This is a genomic window from Haloplanus aerogenes, from assembly GCF_003856835.1.
GTDB classification, from domain to species: Archaea; Halobacteriota; Halobacteria; order Halobacteriales; family Haloferacaceae; genus Haloplanus; species Haloplanus aerogenes.
In genome coordinates this window covers 2056508-2073355 of the sequence record NZ_CP034145.1, presented here as the reverse complement: position 1 = coordinate 2073355, position 16848 = coordinate 2056508, and the positions used below count along the sequence as shown (strand labels likewise).

Below are 16848 nucleotides of genomic sequence, written 5' to 3'. Positions count from 1 at the left end.
CTACTCGCCACCTCCCGGCCCGACGGCGGCCTCGAAGTCACCCGTTGCGACGAGGAAGCCGTCGCTGGTCAGGGTGATCGGGAGCTGGGGCAAGGGTCGCCCCGGCGGCCCGCCAACGACGGCCGCGCCCGCCGTGGGGTCGAACTTCCCGAAGTGACACGGGCAGACGAGCGTCGATCCCTCGCGGTCCGAGACCATACAGCCCGCGTGCGTACACACCTTCGAGTAGGCGGCGTACCCGCTGACGGTGTAGGCCATGTTCGTCCCCCCGCCGTACGCGCTCTCGGGGAAGCGCACGAGCAGGGTCGGCGCGTCCTCGATGCCCGGCCGGGGTTCGGGGAAGACGGTCAGTTGCTCGCCCTCGGCGAGGCGGTCCTCGCTGATACGCTCGCCCTCGCCGTCGACGAGGTGGACGCCGTCGGAGTAGACGGGCCCGTTGTACCCTCGCTCGAATACCTGTGTCAGCCCCGCGAGCGGGGCGGTGAGGCTCGCGATGGCCGTCAGGCCACCGACCGTCGCGAGGAGTTTCGCGATGTCCCGGCGCTGAACTTCCATGCGCGCCCGGCGGTCGGTGTAGATGCTCGGCTGGACCGGCCCGCCGTCGCCCCCGCAGGGACAGTCCTCGCAGTCCTCACCCGTCATGGTTCGTGCCCCCGCTGCTCCGCGACTTCGATGTGCGGCATGAACCACGCGTAGTAGGCGACGGTCGAGAGGGCCAGCGAGACGAACATCCCAGTGGCGTAGATGCCGAAGTACTGCGTCCGCCCCAGCGTCAGGTACTCGCCGGTGAACAGGGCGGCGAAGACGATGGCGAGGACGGTCAACCCACCCATGGCGACCAGCCCCTCGATGGCGTCGGAGGCGTCGTGGTACTCGACGATCCAGCGGCGGTCCGTCTGTAGCCACGGAAGTGAGACGGCGCTCGTCCCGCCGTCTGCGGAGACGGCGGGCGAGGCGTCGTCCGGTGGTCGCACGGCCTCGTTCATGAATCGATGCACTGCGGTCAGGACGCCGACGAGACCGAACAACGCGACCCAGACGATGACGCCAACTTGACTCGGCGAGAGTTTGTTCGGCGTGTCGACGAAGCCCTGAAGCGGCCGAAGTTCCGTGACGCTCTCGTCGATGGCGACTTCCTCCGACGGTGGTTCGCCGTGGAGCGCGACGTACCACATCGGCAGCAACACCGTGACGACGAGCGCGACGATGACGACCGTGTTCCGTCTCATGGCTCGACGATCGGTCGGTCGGCTGGTGGTGGTGACCCGGTCATAGTGGGAACTGGTACCACAGTCCCGGTAAAGGGGTCGCGAGTTACAAAAAAGTGGGACCAATGTTCGGGGATGGATTTTTGATCCCTGCCGCATCTTCCGGTCGGCGCGGGCCTCCCCGACCGATACTACTAACTCCCGTTCGACGCAACTGTTGCCCGATTCATCGATGAAACTCCACGAGTATCAGGCGAAGGGTGTCTTCGCCGAGGCCGGGATTCCGACTCCCGACTCCCGGCTCGCGACGAGCGTCGACGAAGCGGTCGACGCCGGCACCGACATGGGCTACCCCGTCGCGGTCAAGGCGCAGGTCCACGTCGGCGGGCGCGGCAAGGCCGGTGGCATCGAGATCGCGAGCGACGAGGCCGAACTCCGCGAGGCCGCCGAGCGCATTCTGGGTATGGATCTCAAGGGGTACCACGTCGACCGCGTCCTCGTCGAGTCGGCCGTCGACTTCACCGACGAACTCTATCTCGGCGTGACGCTGGACCGCGGCGAGGGCGAACCCGTCGTGATGGTCTCCTCCGAGGGCGGCGTCGACATCGAGGAAGTCGCGGAGACGAACCCCGAGGCTATCGCGCGCGAACACGTCGACCCCGCCTTCGGCCTCCACTCCTTCCAGGCGCGGAAGGCGGTGTACGAGGCAGGCGTCCCCCGCGACGTATCCCGGGCCGTCTCGAGCGTGCTGGAGACGCTGTACGATCTCTGGGAGGCGAACGACGCCAGCGAGACGGAGATCAACCCCCTGATGGTGACCGATGGGGGCGAGGTGGTCGCCGCCGACGCCGTGATGAACGTCGACGACGACGCGCTCTTCCGGCATCCCGATCTGGCGGAGATGGAGGAGGAGTCCTACACGGACGAACTGGAGCGCAAAGCCGGCGAGTACGGCTTCGACTACGTCCGCCTCTCGGGCAACGTCGGCATCATCGGCAACGGCGCGGGTCTCGTGATGACGACGCTCGACCTCGTCGACTACTACGGCGGCGAGCCAGCCAACTTCCTCGACATCGGCGGCGGCGCCAAGGCCGAACGCGTCGCCAACGCTCTCGATATGGTCTTCTCCGACCCGAACGTCGACTCCGTCGTGTTCAACATCTTCGGCGGCATCACCCGTGGCGACGAGGTGGCACAGGGGATCAACGACGCCCTCTCGCAGTTCGACGAGATTCCGAAACCCGTGGTCGTCCGCCTCGCCGGCACCAACGCCGAGGAGGGTATGGAGATCCTGAACACGGAACTGGTGCAGGTCGAACGGACACTCGAAGATGCCGTGCAGCGTGCGGTGCAGAACGCCGAGGAGGTGGGCCGATGAGTGTCCTCGTCGACGACGACACCCGCGTCGTCGTGCAGGGCATCACCGGCGGCGAGGGCAACTTCCACGCCGAGCAGATGATCGAGTACGGGACGAACGTCGTCGCCGGCGCGGTGCCGGGCAAGGGAGGACAGGAGGTCCACGGTGTCCCCGTCTACGACACGGTCCACGAGGCGGTGCGCCGCGAGGACGCGGACGCCTCCGTCGTCTTCGTGCCGCCCGCCTTCGCCGCGGACGCCCTGTTCGAGGCGCTCGACACGTCGCTCGACCTCGTGGTCGCCATCACCGAAGGGATTCCGACACAGGACATGGCGAAGGTGAACCGCCGGCTCTCGGAGACGGACACCTACCTCGTCGGCCCGAACTGCCCCGGCGTCATCACGCCCGGCGAGGCGAAACTCGGCATCCTGCCGGGCAACATCTTCGCGGACGGCAACGTGGGCCTCGTCTCCCGGTCGGGTACCCTCACGTATCAGGTGGTCGACAACCTGACCCAGCGGGGCATTGGGCAGACGACGGCCATCGGCATCGGCGGCGACCCGATCATCGGCACCTCCTTCATCGACGCCCTCGAACTCTTCGAGGCGGACGAGGAGACCGAAGCCGTCGCCATGTGTGGTGAAATCGGCGGCGAGGACGAGGAGGAGGCCGCGGAGTTCATCGCGACCGAGATGGACACGCCGGTCGCCGCGTTCATCGCCGGGCGGACGGCCCCGCCGGGCAAGCGCATGGGCCACGCTGGCGCCATCGTCTCCGGGAGCGGCACCGGGACGGCCGAAAGCAAGATCGAGGCGCTCAACAACGCGGGCGTCCCCGTCGGCGACACCCCCGAGGAAGTCGCGGACCACATCGAAGGCTTCCTCTAGGCTTTTTCCGGCGGGCCGCCTACGCTGGCCCGTGACCGACCCCGTTCGACGCTGTCCGGACCACGGCTACACGGATGGCACGTGTCCGGTCTGTGGCGCCACCGGCGAGACGGTACTCTCGGCGGACCGTCGCACCCGCCTCTCCAAATTTCTCAGCGGCGCGCTCCGGCACTTCCCCGACGACGTGGGCCTCTCGCTCGACGACCGGGGCTGGGTGGCGTGGGCCGACCTCGTCACGGTGGCGACGGATCGGTATCCGTGGGCCGACGAGGCGGCGGTCGCGGGCGTCGTCGCTACCGATCCGAAAGGGCGGTTCGAGCGTGATAGCGAGGAACGACGTTCCTCCGGAAACCGGCCGGAGGCCGGTGATAGCGACGCCGACACCGACCGCGTCCGCGCCGCCTACGGCCACTCCGTCGCCGTCGACCTCGAACCTACGGACGCGCCGGTGCCGGACGAGTTGTATCACGGCACCACGCCGGACAACGTCGACGCCATCCGGTCGGAAGGGTTGAAGCCGATGAGCCGCCAGCAGGTGCATCTCTCGGCCTCTGTCGAAGATGCCCACGCCGTCGGGCGGCGACACGCGGCCGACCCCGTCGTGTTCGAAGTCGATGCGGCGGCACTGCTGGGGGAGTATCGAATTACGAAACGCGGCAACGAGACGTACACGGTGGACCGGGTGCCGCCGTCGTACCTGACGATTATCGAGGACTAGTCTTCGGCGACGGGGTCGTCGGTGGCGTCGGCGTTGGCGGCGTCCGCGTCGGCGTCGACGGCCGACAGCGAGAGCGACGAGAGGGGCCCGTGATAGTTGGATCGGTAGCCGAGCAACACGTCGTGACCGTCGCTGGACATGAGGATGGGCCAGAACGGCTCGTCCGCGGTCAAGGGAGCGCCGTCGACGGTGGCGAACTGCTCGCCGGCGTCGACGCGTTCGAAGTTCTCGCCGAGGAACTCGTACTCCTTGCCGGGGTCCTTGTAGATGGGTTCGGTCACCTCGTAGAATCCCGGATCGGGTGCCGGCGGGTCGCCGGGCAGGACGCCCGTCGTCTGGAGGAAGGCACGGAGGCAGTCGTAGGCGTTGTCGACGGCCTCGGCCGAACCCTGATACCCGGCCTCGATGTCGACGAAACCCGGCAGTTCGACCGATCGCCCGTCGGCGACGACGGTGAAGTCGACGACGCCGGTGACGGGGAGGTGGGCGACGATGTCGCGTTTCCGCTCGTTCAGATACGCCACGTTGGCGAAGGCGTCCTGATACGACACCGTCGAGTGGATGCCGAGGGAGACGCAGTCCCGCACTTCCTGCATGAGGTCGTACGCGAGACGTTCCTCGTACAGGTCGCTCTCGGGGTCGCCGGGGAGCGCGCGGTTCAGATCCGTCTCGACGTACCGGACGCCCTGATCGAGGGCGCGTTCGTTCGCGATGATCAGCTTCGCCGGGCGGTCGACCTCGGGGTCGGAATCGAGAAAGCGCTCGATGGCGCGAGCGCCACAGGGTTCGTCCCCGTGGACCGCACCGACGACCGCAACCTCGGGAGTCCCCTCACCGACCGTGTGGACCTGCATAGGGGTGTCTGAACGGTCCACGACCGAAAAGCTAACTCATCGGTGGCGTGCCGTGTGACGCCGCTCGCGCCAGCGGCGCGACCGTGGCTACCGCGGCAACACCGACGGATCGCCGGAGCGATAGATGTAGTCGCTTCCGATCCCCGCGAGCGGGGAGTTCGACGCCTCCGCGTGCGCTTTCGCGGCGTCGAGATACGTCCGCGAAATGTCGACGACGCGTCGATACGCCGTCTCGTCGTCCGACGCCAGCAGGTACTCGGCCGTGACCGGCGTGAGCTGATCTTCGGCGTAGTCGGCCTCGTAGTCGTCCACGTCGTCGAGCCACACCTGCGCGCCGATGATGGCGAAGATGATCGACTTCTCGAACGCCCTGTCGATGTCGATGTCCGCCGCCCGGTACATCTCGATCATCCCTCGATAGATGACGCCGACGCGACGATACTGGGTCTTGAGATACGGCAGTTCGAGGTCGTCGTCGTCGAACACCGGCGGCGGCGTGTCGAAGTCGGCGAACTTGTACTCCGATTCGATGGCCACGACGGCGTCGTCGTCTCCGTCCCGCGCCCGACGCGCCAGCGTCCGGAAGCGGTCGTCCCGTGCCTGATGCCGCTCCGAGATATCCACCGCCTCGTCGTAGGCGTCGCGCACCGCGGGCGGGAACGCCTCGAATCGCTCGTCGACGAGTCGCTGCAACGCCTCCTGTGCACACGACGCAATCTCCCGGTGCAGTTTGTCCGAGGCGACGGGGAAGTCGACGTGGAAGTCCTCGTACTCCGCGTCGTTGAGGGCGTCGCGCATATCCCCGTCGACGAGGGCGGCCGTGACCAGTTCGGTCATCCGCTCCGCCCGCTCGATGGTGTCGAGGCGGTCGGCGTGTGCGTCGAGCAGTCGCGCCAGTCGGTCCTCGTCCGCGCCGCCGAGGCGGGCGCGCAACGACGTGAGTTCGCGGTTCACGGGGTCGAACCCGTCCGGCGTCTCCCGTCGCGCTCGGTAGTACACCTGGCCGAGCGTGAGTTCTGCCGGGAGGGTGAGCTTCGTATCGTACTCGAACTCGACGGTGTCGGGGGCCGCGTCCACGTCCCGGGCGATGGCCGCCTCGACCGGGTCGAACAGGTCCTCGACGGCCCGTGTCATGAACCGGTCGGTGGTGCGCTGGAGCCGCAAGGCGCTCACCGACAGTTGTCCGCTGTCCGCGTAATACCCCAGAATGGCCCGTACCGGCGTCGGGAGCGCATCCCGTTGGGCGATGCTCTCCGCCACGCGCCGCCAGACGCCGTTCGTCGTGCTCCCTGCCATGGTCGTGTCGGCTCCGTGTGTCGTTCGGCCCGTCGTCGACGCGGCCGATGTAGACACATGCCCGCTACAGAACTATTCAAACCTTCTGGTTGGGGCTGGTCACGACTGCCCGCGGGGGCGTCGATTCGCCGCCCACGCGTGTCACGGCCGACCGGCCGGCCGACGACCCGGATCGGTGGATAGAAGCGCCGTCCCCTCCTCGCCCCGAGCATGGTCGAGCGGTCGGTGTCGCAGTGGATTCATTCGATTGCCGAGGGCGTCACGAGCAGCGTGGAGCAGGCGGGCGTGTTCGACGCGAACCCAGTTCCCCGTTCGTGGACGCACGTCACGAAACTCGACCCCGAACCGGCGAAACGGCTCCCGATCCTGTATCCCGCGTATCTCGCCCACACCGACGCCGTCTCGGTCGGCGGGTCGACCGGCGTCACCGCGACCACCACGGAGGAGACGTTCGACCTCCTCGAGTTCGCGTCGGTGCCCGCGATCCACGAACCGAGCGCGCCGAGGCACGTCACCGACACGACGCTGTCCGAGTCGGCCTTTCTCGCCGTGCCCGAGGTGCTGAACGGAACCTCCGAGGCGCTCGTGGGCACGCTCGGGGAGGCGATCGAGGGACTTCGTGAGGACCTGATCGCGACGCAACTCGACGACCACCTACCGTCGTGGCTGAGCGACGTGATCCGACCGTACGTGACGCCAGTCCTGTCCGCACAGGTCCTGAACCGCGCCCTGTTCGAGGCGTACATCATCCAGAACCCCGACAGTGCGGCGGCGCGGGAAGCAGGCGTGACCGACGCGGACGTGCTCTCGCCCACGGCGGCCCGGCAGCGCGCCGTCACCGCCGACTGCCACCTGCGGAGCGAGATCATCTACGTCGAGTACTCGGGCACGTACGGCGGCGAGGCGGCGACCGACGTGATCGAGGCGGTGGCGCCCGCACTCAACTGGGCACGGCTCTGGTACGGCGGCGGGCTGCGAACCCGCGAACACGCCCGCGCGGTGCGAGCGGCGGGTGCCGACGCCGTCGTCGTCGGCGACGTGTTCCACGACATCGCCGACGAGGAGGTCGACCTCTATCGACGCCTCGACGCCGAGTCGAGCGTCGGCGCCGAACCGACGACGGCACGGATCGAGGCGTGGCTAGACGACACCATCACCGTCGCGGACACGGCGGCCGCGCAGTATCTCTCGACGACTGCCGTCGACGCGCCGGTCGACCGGGCGCGAACGCTGCTGGCGACGGGCCTCGCGCTCTGTCGGCGCCTCGAAACGGCGCTGGCGTCGGATGCTTCCTCGCCGTCACGCGTGCGCCGGCAGCTCGACACCTCGCTGGATGCCGTCGTGGACTCGCCGCCGGATCGGTCGTTCCTGACGGCGCTCGCGTCGGGGGTTCTGGCCCCCGACACCCCGTCGGCACTCCCCGTGACTCACCTCTCGATCGGGGCGATGGACTGGTCGGCGTGACGGCGAGCGGTCAGATGGGAATACTCGACAGCGTGAGAAACAGTGGGATGATGTTCGACAGCACGACGGTCTGGAGCTGTCGGCTGTCGAGCGGCCACACGGGCGACGTGAGCAGTTCCTCGTAGCCGGCCCTGTCGTTCACGCTGCCGATGGGTTCGGTCTCGTCGTCAGTGTCGCTGCGGTACGACGCCTGTCGTCGCAGGATCATCCGCTCCTTGTCCCGGGCCATTTTGAGGTGTGTCGTCCAGAAGGTGTAGTAGAGCCAGACCGCCGAGACGACGGCGTACAGCACGATGGGGCCGCCGAAGTCGATCAGCCAGATGACGGCCTGCATGTTCTGGAGGGCGTCGAATCCACCCGCGGGGAGGGCGCGAAGCCCCTGCACGTACAGCCGGTAGACGTAGTACAGCCCGGCGACGATGACGAGGACGTTCACCTGCATCGCCGCCCGGCCGATGTCTCGGAACCCGCCGCGGCCGTCCGGGTGGAACGGCTGGAACTGGAGCACCACCGCTTCCCCGTCGCGTTCGTACTTGTCGTCCAGCAGCAGGTTCAGCTGTCGAATGAAGATCAAGAACTGAAAGATTGCCGTCATCAGAATGGCGTCGAAGAAGGCGTTACAGGCCAGCGCGATGGACGAATCGAGCTGGTGTGGCCCGTTTTGCAGCAGCCAGAACCCCACGAGCTGACTGGTGAATGTGACGCCGAAGACGAGTGCGAGCGGCACGTCGAACACCGACGCCTCCAGTTTCTTCGTGAAGTCCGACAGAAAGACGTCCTCGTACTGCCTTTCGTTCTCGACGATGTTCTTCTTCCCGAAGTTTTCGAGCATGTTCTCCGTCCGGATCAACAGGTCGTACGCGATCATCCCCGAGACGTAGGCGGCGAAGAGAAAGCCCGAACCGAAGACGACGTTTCGAGGGAGAGTCGCTGGCGTGTCGCTGTTCCAGACGAGAAAGACCGAAAACACGGTCCCGGCGAGTAGGATGCCGAGGAGGCCGTAGACGAACGCGGGTTTGGCCAGTTGCGAATACCGGGTTACGATGCCGACCTGACTGATGATGGCGAACAGCGTCGTCCACACGACGATCACGCCAGCGACCCACACGAGGTTGTCGACGGTGAGAGGTGGGAAGAACGCCCAGACCGGTTCGAGACCCGGTTCGACGAGGGGGGCGAGGAGATAGAGCACCGTCATGACGAATATCGTCAGTGGCCAGTAGCGAAGGGCCGGGCGGACGATAGCCGGCATGATTCGAACCGATCCCCCCTGTCGCTCCTGCGTGTAGAAGGTCTCTCGTGGCGACACCGCGCAGAACTGGTGAAAGCTCAGGGACGAAAACGGCCGTTCGGCGCGGGTCGCGAGGTCGTTGCCGCGGACGAAGGCGTTGAACGGACGCTGCTCGGGGTCTGGATCCGTCGGATACCAGTCGACAGTGGGTGCGTCGTCAGGCGATCCGGTGCCCATCGTCAGCTACACTGATAGCCACTCGTGTAAAACACTAGTGTCCACGTACCTATCTATAGTGGCTGTCCGGTCAGCAGGTGATGGCCCGCGACGTACGCGCCGACGAAGAGGGTCGCGGCGGTCAGGAGGACGCCGAACGAGTCGTTGGCGAGCGCGAAGATTCCGAGCGGGAAGGCGACCACCATCCCCAGAATCGCGGCGACGAGGATCGCCCGACGCGGCAACGACTGGGGAACCGCCGGTGCGTCTCCCGTTCCCGGTTCGTCGACGAATCGCCCCGTTGCGCCGTGGTGGGCGACGAGATAGCTCCCCCACGACGCCACGACCCAGCCGAACACCTCGAGGTAGCCGTCACGCACCGCCGAGTCGACGGCGAGCGCGAGCGTGATGATCGCAACGAGCAAGCCGCCGTACAACTGGAGTCGTCGACGCCCGATCACTCACAACACCTCGCCGTTGGCGGCAATGTGTCCGATCACGTATCCGACCACGACGGACGCGCCGGAGAACAGCGTCGGCTGCCACGCCGATGCGCGAACGGCCTCGCCCATGAGGACGAAGCCGTACGCACAGAGGACGACCGAGAGCGCGAGTCCGGTGCCACGAGCCAGCGATCCGGCGGTGGAGGCGTTCGTCGCGCCGAGGCCGTCGAGCGAGGGCCAGCCGTGGACGCCGTACTGCATCGTCCGGTAGCCACCGACGAACAGGGCGAAGCCGACGACCACCAGCCAGAGTCGCCCGGCGAACGCGTTCACGCCGACGAGCGTCATCCCGGCACAGAGGATCGCGCTCCCGACGACGACCCACCCGACCCGTGTCGCGTCCATTTCGCGGGACGAGCGTACGACCGGTCGTTATATTTAGCCACCGATTCACCACCCCTGTGTGACCGACGGACTCGAAGTCGCCGCGTTCACCGATACGTATCTCCCGACGGTCAACGGCGTCACGTACACCATCGCGGAGTGGGCCGAGCGCTGGAATCAGTCGTACGGGCTGATGAACGTCGTGTACCCCGACAGCGACCACCGACCACGCGACCACGAGTATCCGATCTCCAGCGCACCGTTCCCCTTCTATCCGGGCTATCGCGCCGCCCTGCCGTGGATTCCCTCCGCAGTTCGGGACGCCGACATCGTCCACGCCCACAGCGTGTTTTCGGTCGGAGCCGCCGGCTGGGTGCTCGCCCGGACGCACGACCTCCCGTTCGTCGTCTCGTATCACACGCCGATGGCGGAGTACGCCGAGTACGTGGTGCCGACCGACGTGGGGGCGTCGCTGTTCGCCTCCGGCCTCTCGACGTACGAACGTCGCGTGCTCGAGGCGGCGGATCTCGTACTCGCACCGTCCGCCGAGACGACGCGCGAACTCGAAACGCGCCTCGACGGCGAGGTCCCCGTCCGGACGCTCTCCAACGGGATCAATCTTCGAGAGTTCCAGCCGGCAGACGGCACAGCGTTTCGCGACCGATACGGGCTCGACGGGACGCTGGTGGGATACACGGGCCGGCACGGCTTCGAGAAGCGAATCGAGGATCTGGTTCGGGCGGCCGACCGTCTCGACAGGGACGTTACCGTCGTCCTCGGCGGCGACGGTCCTGCGACGGACGACCTTCGACGGCTCGCGCGCCGGCGGGACGTCGACGTTCGCTTCGTCGGGTTTCTGGACCGCGAGGAACTCCCGGCGTTTTACACCGCACTCGACGTGTTCGGTTTCCCCAGCCCGGTCGAGACGGAGGGGCTCGTCGGCCTGGAGGCAATCGCCTGCGGGACGCCCGTGGTCGGTGCGGACGCCGGCGCCCTCCGGTCGACCATCGACGACGGGACGACAGGCTACCTGTTCGAACCGGGGAATCCGGACGCGATGGCCGACCGGCTGGCCGACGCACTCGACGACCGGAGCGACCTCGAAGCCGGCTGTCTGGCCCACCGCGAGACGCTGTCGATCGACGCGACGCTCGAACGGCTAGCTGACATCTATCGGGGGCTGCGGTGATCGGCGTGGCGGATCTCGTGTCTCCGTCCAATCGCTTGCGCACGGCGCTCCGGGAGTGGCTGTGGCTGCTCGGTGGGAGTTCGGTCGTCGTCTACGGCGGGTCGCTCGCGGCGGTGTCGGCGTTCGACGGCGACTTCCTCCGCGCGTACGTCGGGTTCCTGCTGTTCGGATTGGGATACCGTTCGATCCAACTCGGGCTCCGGGAGGGTGGCGTTTCCGCCGTTCGCGACCGCCTCGACCGCACGACTGCGACGGGCGCGATCACGAAGTACGGGCTGCTGAATCTGGGTATCGGAATTGCGACCGTCGGTGGCGTGATCGGTGCACAGACGGTCGGGACGCTCGACATCTGGCGGATGGCCGTGGCGGGTGTCGCGATGAGTGGTGGCTACGTGATTGGGCACGTCGGACTGAACGATGCGTGGCTCTAACCCGATATCGCGACTCGGTGTGATCCGGTTCGCGGGAGTGGTGCTGGCGACACTCGGTATGTCGCTAGGGTTCGGATACGCCGTCCTGCAGGCGGCGCAGGGCGCCTCCGTCTGGACCGTGTTCGTCTCGGGACTCCCGACGTGGGGGTGTTACCTCGTCGCCCACTATCTCGTCACCGGTCGATTCGTCGATCCGGGGAGCGAGAGCCGGGAGTTGTCGATGCCACCCGCGGGGCGGCCGCGGGTCGCGTTCCTGTGCGGCGTGGCACTCATGATCACCGGGCCGCCCGTCGGTATCTACGGGATGCACGTCGAATCCGCGGCGATCACGTCGCTTGCGACGGCTGTGTTCCTCGTCGGATATTACACTGCACACGTCGCCAGCACTGGCCGACTCCTCTAAAAACGATGTTCGGGGCGAGGGCGTCGACCGCCGCGGCTCCGATTAGCCTGCGCCGCCGCCGCCGCCGCCGCCCGCGTACATCTTCCCGACCTCTTTCAGGTTCGACGACCCACAGTTCCGGCACGTCGCCTCCTCTGGCGGGTCGCTGGACGTGATGGTTTTCTCACAATCCTTGCACTCGTAGTCGTACAGGACCGTCTCTTCCTCGTCCGGAGATAGGAGTTCCTTCACCTTGTCCATGAGGCTCATTCGCTACCACCGGCTCGAACGTTATCGATTATCATCCATAATTGTTCGTGTCTCCGGCCGGTCAGTTGCGGCCAATATCGAGCGTCGAGCCGTCCTCGACCAGTACGCCGCGGTCGATGGCCACCTCCAGAATACGCTCGCACTGGGGTTCGGAGACGTCGTAGGCTCCGGTCACGAGGGCGGTCAGATCGGTCCGCTCCATCGGGAACTCGCGGTTCTGTAGCAGTCGGAGGACCTTGTAGTAGCCGTCGGGCACATCTTCGTCGGTGTCCGCCCCGTCCGCGTCGTCGCCGTCGGTGTCCGCACCGGTCGACTCCTCGTCCGCCGCCGTGTCGCGGTTCGTCACCTCGATATCCGGCGTCGTCTCGTCGGCGTCGTCCTTCCCGTCCGCCGCGCCGTCGGTGTCCGCCGTCTCGGCCGACTCGAACGTCACCTCACCGATCGAGGAGATACCACGTCCCGACTTCCCCGACGAGGACTCGGCGGCCTCGACGAGCGGTTCGAGCACACGCCGGAGTTTCTCGTGGCAGGTCGAACATAGCACCGCCGAGCGTGTCCCGCTGGGCGATACCAGCCGTTCCGGCACGACCTCGTACTCCCTGAGCGAGTCACCGACGGCGCCACAGAAGTAACAGGACCGCAACTGGGGCATGGCCGATACTCCGATGGGCTCGTGCTAAGTATTTTCCCTCCGATGCGCCGAACGAGAATATCTGTTTAGTGCATAATATGGGACAAAAAACCACATTCGAAAAGCCAAGCCACGAAAATATTTAATTAGGGTCGCGACGTGGATGCAGACGCTATGGCACGCTACGTCTGCCCGGGCTGTGACCGGGAGCTCGAAGCGGGGCCGTTTCGGATGACCTGCCCGACCTGTGGCGGCCGTCTGGTAAACTATCGACGCTCCCGGTCCTGATCGGCGTAGGGTGTGTGCGTTCGCGGCCCTTCCGTCTCTCCTCACGCGCCGATATCGTCGTGATCGAGCGGTTCGGCCGCCTCCCAGTACGCTTCGAACTCGTCGTGGGCCCAGTCGCGAACCACCGGATCGTCGGTGTCGACGGAGGCCTGCAACACTCCGTTCGCGTCGCGAAGCAGGAGGTGGACGGCCTCGTCGGCGACGGTCACCGCCAGCGGAATCTCCGCCTCGCGGACCCGAATGCTCGCTGCGGGGGCGTCGAGGAGGGATTCGAGCCGTCGCCGTAACCGATCGTCGTCGGCTACTGCGTCGATGGCGTGCCGGGAGAACACGCCCTCGAACGTCAGTTCGCCGGCGGCCACGCGCTCTTCGACGACGCCGAGGCTATCCTCGTTGAACGCGTGCGAGAACGCTCGGACCGACGACGCCTCGCGGAGGAGGTCGAGGACGCGTCCGACGGGGGCGTTCGGCTTCGTGCCACTCGGGACGGTGATGGTCGCGTCGTCGAATCGCCGAAGGTCGAAATCCAGGGCGTCGGTCGGGAGGTACTCGACGATGGGGCGGAGGTCTCCCTCCGTCTCCACGATATCCAGCAGGTCGAGAAAACCGTCCGCGACGAGTTCGCCCGTCGCCGTGGCGACGTACGCGCCGTCGATCCGCTCGATCCACGACCGCTCCTCGAAGTCGCGCAGGATACGGCCGAGCGTCGCCTGCGAGGCGCCGGTCACGACCGCGAGGTCGGTGCGCGTGTGTCGGTCCTCGGCCAGACACCGAAGCACCGCCACCCGGTTCGGAGAGAGCGCGAGGAATTCGATCTCCGCCAGTGCGGACTCCATACGCCCTCTGCTCCCCGACGCGGGAAACCACTTTCGCACCGTGAAATCGTTGCACGCCGCGAACACCACGACCCGGATCGCACGCGTTTCTTGGCGCGCAAAATTTTACGAATTAAACTAAACGGCTCCGGAACCTACCCCTATTCGATGACTCACTATCTACGAATTTCGGCTCTCGGAACGGAACGCGAACGGATCGTCGGCGAGGCGTTCGAGTGACGGCGGCGGATCGCCGCTCGCTGATCGCCTTCGCGGTTGCGGGCATCCTCTTCGGCGGCACGTTCGTCGCGGCGAAAGCCGGCCTCGCGTACTTCCCACCCCTCCTGTTCGTCGCGCTGCGATTCGACGTTGCAGCCGTCGCCCTGCTCACCTACGCGGCGGTGACGACGCCACGTGGCGAACTCTTTCCCCGGACGTGGCGGGACGCGGCCGGGATTCTCGCCACCGGCGTCCTCGCCATCGGCGCGACGAACGCGCTCCTGTTCGTGGGACAGGAGTACACCACCAGCGCCGTCGCCGCCATCGTCTTCAGCCTCAACCCGATCCTGACGCCCATCTTCGCGGCGCTCGTGCTGGCCGACGAGCGCCTCTCGCGCCGCGGAGTCGCGGGGATGATGCTGGGCTTCGTCGGCGTCGCGCTCGTGGTCAATCCCGACCCCGCGATGCTGTTCGAGTTGGGCGTCGGCAAGGCGCTCCTGCTCGCTGGCGCCGTCGTCGGCGCGTTCGGGAGCGTCCTCATCCGTTGGGCCGGCGGCTCCCTGTCGAGCACCGCCCGCACCGCGTGGGGGCTCCCCTTCGCGGCACTTCTCTCGCACGCCCTCAGCGTGGCGGCCGGTGAGTCGCCGGGCGCCATCGTCTGGCACCCCGAGGCCGTCGCCGCGCTGGCCTACGTCGGCCTGCTCGCTGGCGCCGTCGCCTACATCGCCTATTTCGGCCTCCTCGATCAGGCGGGCGCCATCCGAGCGAACCTGGTGTTCTACGCCGTGCCTGTCGTCGCTGCGCTCGGCGGCTGGGCGCTCCTCGGCGAGATCATCTCGACCCTCGCCGTCGGCGGCTTCGTGACCATCTTCGCCGGCTTCGCCGTCATCGGCAGCGAGTCGGTGGACGTGCGTGACCGACTCTGCCGTCTCCGCGGTCGGACGCCGGTGTCGACCGACGCGTTCGACGACTCCGTCTGCATCGACGCCGACTGATCGGGGACACGACGATATATCCCGTCCCCCGGCGTACTGCCCCCATGGAACACGTCGAGTACGTCACCACGGTGGGGATGGATGCCGACACGGTCGACGACTACTTGCGCCGCGGCAACCACGGCGTCCTCGCCCTCGCGGACGGTGACGACGCCTACGCGGTGCCGCTGAGTTACCACTACGACGGCGACCGATTCCTCCTGCGCGTGAGCACCCACGCTGACGACTCGGAGAAACAGCACTACCTCGACACGACCGACACGGCCACGTTCGTCTGTTTCGCCGTCGCCGCCGACGAGTCGTGGAGCATCCACGTCCGCGGTCCCGTCACGGAGTGGGCGGGGGCTGTCGACGAGGCGACGCTCAACGAGTGGTTCCCGCCCTTCCGCCTGTTCGACGAATCCGTCGAAGACGTGGCGTTCACGCTCTACGAACTCGATATGGAGACGGTCGTGGGGCGGCAGACGGCCTGATACGGGCCGTTATCGGCCGATTCCAGTGGATCGCTGTTCCCATGTCGACGATCCGTACGACCGACTGGCCACATTTCCCGCGGTCCCCAGACTTAACGTATGCTGTGTGGTAGCGTGACGTATGGCTGAACGGGATCACATCGTGATCGCTGGCGGTGGCCGTGTGGGACGACGGGTCGCGGAGGACTTCGTCAACCGCGGTACCGGCGTGACGATCATCGAGCGGGACGGGAGCCGTATCGACGCCGCGGACGTGGACGACCGCGTCACGTATCTGGAAGGTGACGCCACGCGCCCGTCGATGCTCGAACGGGCCATCACCGACGAGACGGACGTGATCGGCGCGCTGACCGGCGACCAGTCGACCAACCTCGCCATCTGCATGGCGGCCAAACAGCTCTACCCCGACATCGAAACCGTCGCGCGCATCCAAGTCGAAGACGGCGACGAGTACACCGAGTTCGTCGACCGGGTGTACTTCCCCGAGCGGGCGAGTATCAAGGCGGCGGTCAACGCCCTCGCCGGGAGCGACATCCGGACGCTCGAAGGCGTGACCGGCGACCTCGAACTCTTCGACGTGCGCGTCGACTACGACGCCCCTGCGGCCGGGGAAGTCGTCGCGGACGTGCTTCCCGAGGGCTCGCTCGTCATCTCCCAGACCAGCGGCGACGTGGCGGTCCAGCACTCGACGACGCTCGTCGCCGGCCGCCGATACATCGTCGCCGCCGACCACGAAGTCGTCGACGAGGTGCTGCGACAGCTCCGGGGCGCGCCCGAGGAGTGACGGTATGCGACTCGATCCGATGCCGACGAGTCTCACGTGTTCGGTCTGCGGGGCGAGCGTCGACGACGCCGGCTATCTCCCGGCGACCGAACGCGACGCCGGGTACCGACCGTCGCTCGACGACGCCGTCTGTGGCACCTGTGGATTCAACGAAGTGGGGATGATGGGCTGTGCGCCCGAACTGGCCGACGTGGGGACCGACGACGACGTGCTCCTCTACGTCGAGCGAACCGGCGCGGGATTCGACGTGGTGTCGGTGAAGCGGTGACTAGTCCGGCACCACGGCCAGCACCGACGACTCGCCGGACTGTAC

General features: G+C 67.0%; 21 protein-coding genes. 11 read left to right on the top strand and 10 right to left on the bottom strand.

Going from position 1 to position 16848, the window contains the following annotated elements:
- Together DU502_RS10615 and DU502_RS10610 are read right to left on the bottom strand one after the other, a co-directional pair.
- Entirely contained in the window at window positions 1-642 is a 642-nt protein-coding gene (locus tag DU502_RS10615) for a QcrA and Rieske domain-containing protein (RefSeq protein ID WP_121919336.1), read from the bottom strand.
- Entirely contained in the window at window positions 639-1229 is a 591-nt protein-coding gene (locus tag DU502_RS10610; protein WP_121919335.1) for a hypothetical protein, read from the bottom strand. The genes DU502_RS10615 and DU502_RS10610 overlap by 4 nt, the downstream gene beginning before the upstream one ends.
- A 211-nt stretch (window positions 1230-1440) precedes the next feature.
- Between DU502_RS10610 and sucC the strand changes: the two genes are divergently transcribed.
- From sucC to DU502_RS10595, 3 genes are read left to right on the top strand one after another with little or no spacing between them, the layout of a single operon-like run.
- Window positions 1441-2586 carry an ADP-forming succinate--CoA ligase subunit beta gene (gene sucC / locus DU502_RS10605; RefSeq protein ID WP_121919334.1) on the top strand — a complete coding sequence of 382 codons (1146 nt, stop codon included), beginning with the start codon at window positions 1441-1443 and terminating at the stop codon, window positions 2584-2586.
- A complete protein-coding gene (sucD, locus tag DU502_RS10600; RefSeq protein WP_121919333.1) occupies window positions 2583-3452 on the top strand; it encodes a succinate--CoA ligase subunit alpha in 870 nt (289 codons plus the stop codon). The genes sucC and sucD overlap by 4 nt, the downstream gene beginning before the upstream one ends.
- A 31-nt stretch (window positions 3453-3483) precedes the next feature.
- A complete protein-coding gene (locus DU502_RS10595; RefSeq protein ID WP_121919332.1) occupies window positions 3484-4170 on the top strand; it encodes an RNA 2'-phosphotransferase in 687 nt (228 codons plus the stop codon).
- Here DU502_RS10595 and DU502_RS10590 read toward each other — a convergent pair.
- Both DU502_RS10590 and DU502_RS10585 read right to left on the bottom strand, forming a co-directional pair.
- Complete coding sequence (locus DU502_RS10590; protein ID WP_121919331.1) at window positions 4167-5024, bottom strand: M14 family metallopeptidase; 858 nt, start codon at window positions 5022-5024, stop codon at window positions 4167-4169. The genes DU502_RS10595 and DU502_RS10590 overlap by 4 nt on opposite strands.
- An 87-nt stretch (window positions 5025-5111) precedes the next feature.
- The gene (locus DU502_RS10585) at window positions 5112-6320 is read right to left on the bottom strand and encodes a hypothetical protein (protein WP_199722655.1); all 1209 of its coding nucleotides are present in this window, start codon (window positions 6318-6320) and stop codon (window positions 5112-5114) included.
- A gap of 210 nt (window positions 6321-6530) precedes the next feature.
- Between DU502_RS10585 and DU502_RS10580 the strand changes: the two genes are divergently transcribed.
- On the top strand, window positions 6531-7784 hold the full coding sequence (locus tag DU502_RS10580; RefSeq protein WP_121919330.1) for a geranylgeranylglyceryl/heptaprenylglyceryl phosphate synthase: 1254 nt from the start codon (window positions 6531-6533) through the stop codon (window positions 7782-7784).
- Window positions 7785-7794: 10 nt separating this feature from the next.
- On the opposite strand, the gene DU502_RS10575 is transcribed toward DU502_RS10580, so the two are convergent.
- From DU502_RS10575 to DU502_RS10565, 3 genes are read right to left on the bottom strand one after another with little or no spacing between them, the layout of a single operon-like run.
- On the bottom strand, window positions 7795-9252 hold the full coding sequence (locus DU502_RS10575) for a hypothetical protein (RefSeq protein WP_121919329.1): 1458 nt from the start codon (window positions 9250-9252) through the stop codon (window positions 7795-7797).
- A gap of 53 nt (window positions 9253-9305) precedes the next feature.
- On the bottom strand, window positions 9306-9692 hold the full coding sequence (locus DU502_RS10570; protein WP_121919328.1) for a hypothetical protein: 387 nt from the start codon (window positions 9690-9692) through the stop codon (window positions 9306-9308).
- Entirely contained in the window at window positions 9693-10079 is a 387-nt protein-coding gene (locus tag DU502_RS10565; protein ID WP_121919327.1) for a hypothetical protein, read from the bottom strand.
- 58 nt (window positions 10080-10137) lie between these two features.
- Here DU502_RS10565 and DU502_RS10560 point away from each other — a divergent pair, with 58 nt between their 5' ends.
- The 3 genes from DU502_RS10560 to DU502_RS10550 are packed head-to-tail and all read left to right on the top strand — an operon-like array spanning window position 10138 to window position 12081.
- On the top strand, window positions 10138-11247 hold the full coding sequence (locus tag DU502_RS10560) for a glycosyltransferase (protein WP_121919326.1): 1110 nt from the start codon (window positions 10138-10140) through the stop codon (window positions 11245-11247).
- A 17-nt stretch (window positions 11248-11264) separates the two neighbouring features.
- Window positions 11265-11678 carry a hypothetical protein gene (locus DU502_RS10555; protein ID WP_124897059.1) on the top strand — a complete coding sequence of 138 codons (414 nt, stop codon included), beginning with the start codon at window positions 11265-11267 and terminating at the stop codon, window positions 11676-11678.
- A 58-nt stretch (window positions 11679-11736) separates the two neighbouring features.
- A complete protein-coding gene (locus DU502_RS10550) occupies window positions 11737-12081 on the top strand; it encodes a hypothetical protein (protein ID WP_124897058.1) in 345 nt (114 codons plus the stop codon).
- 42 nt (window positions 12082-12123) lie between these two features.
- Here the strand turns inward: DU502_RS10550 and DU502_RS10545 are convergent, their stop codons facing one another.
- The 3 genes from DU502_RS10545 to DU502_RS10535 all read right to left on the bottom strand — a co-directional run bounded on the left by DU502_RS10545 (window position 12124) and on the right by DU502_RS10535 (window position 14085).
- Window positions 12124-12330, bottom strand: a complete 207-nt coding sequence (locus tag DU502_RS10545) for an FmdB family zinc ribbon protein (RefSeq protein WP_124897057.1) — start codon at window positions 12328-12330, stop codon at window positions 12124-12126.
- 61 nt (window positions 12331-12391) lie between these two features.
- Window positions 12392-12982 carry a hypothetical protein gene (locus tag DU502_RS10540; RefSeq protein ID WP_121919322.1) on the bottom strand — a complete coding sequence of 197 codons (591 nt, stop codon included), beginning with the start codon at window positions 12980-12982 and terminating at the stop codon, window positions 12392-12394.
- 308 nt (window positions 12983-13290) lie between these two features.
- Window positions 13291-14085 (bottom strand): helix-turn-helix transcriptional regulator, encoded by a 795-nt coding sequence (locus DU502_RS10535; protein ID WP_121919321.1) that lies wholly within the window; start codon window positions 14083-14085, stop codon window positions 13291-13293.
- Between the two features lie 215 nt (window positions 14086-14300).
- Here DU502_RS10535 and DU502_RS10530 point away from each other — a divergent pair, with 215 nt between their 5' ends.
- The 4 genes from DU502_RS10530 (at window position 14301) to DU502_RS10515 (ending at window position 16803) form a co-directional block, all read left to right on the top strand.
- On the top strand, window positions 14301-15278 hold the full coding sequence (locus DU502_RS10530) for a DMT family transporter (RefSeq protein ID WP_241966763.1): 978 nt from the start codon (window positions 14301-14303) through the stop codon (window positions 15276-15278).
- A 44-nt stretch (window positions 15279-15322) separates the two neighbouring features.
- Window positions 15323-15751 (top strand): pyridoxamine 5'-phosphate oxidase family protein, encoded by a 429-nt coding sequence (locus DU502_RS10525; RefSeq protein ID WP_121919320.1) that lies wholly within the window; start codon window positions 15323-15325, stop codon window positions 15749-15751.
- Window positions 15752-15872: 121 nt separating this feature from the next.
- Window positions 15873-16535 carry a potassium channel family protein gene (locus DU502_RS10520; RefSeq protein WP_121919319.1) on the top strand — a complete coding sequence of 221 codons (663 nt, stop codon included), beginning with the start codon at window positions 15873-15875 and terminating at the stop codon, window positions 16533-16535.
- Between the two features lie 4 nt (window positions 16536-16539).
- Complete coding sequence (locus tag DU502_RS10515) at window positions 16540-16803, top strand: hypothetical protein (protein ID WP_121919318.1); 264 nt, start codon at window positions 16540-16542, stop codon at window positions 16801-16803.
- Window positions 16804-16848 lie beyond the last annotated feature (45 nt).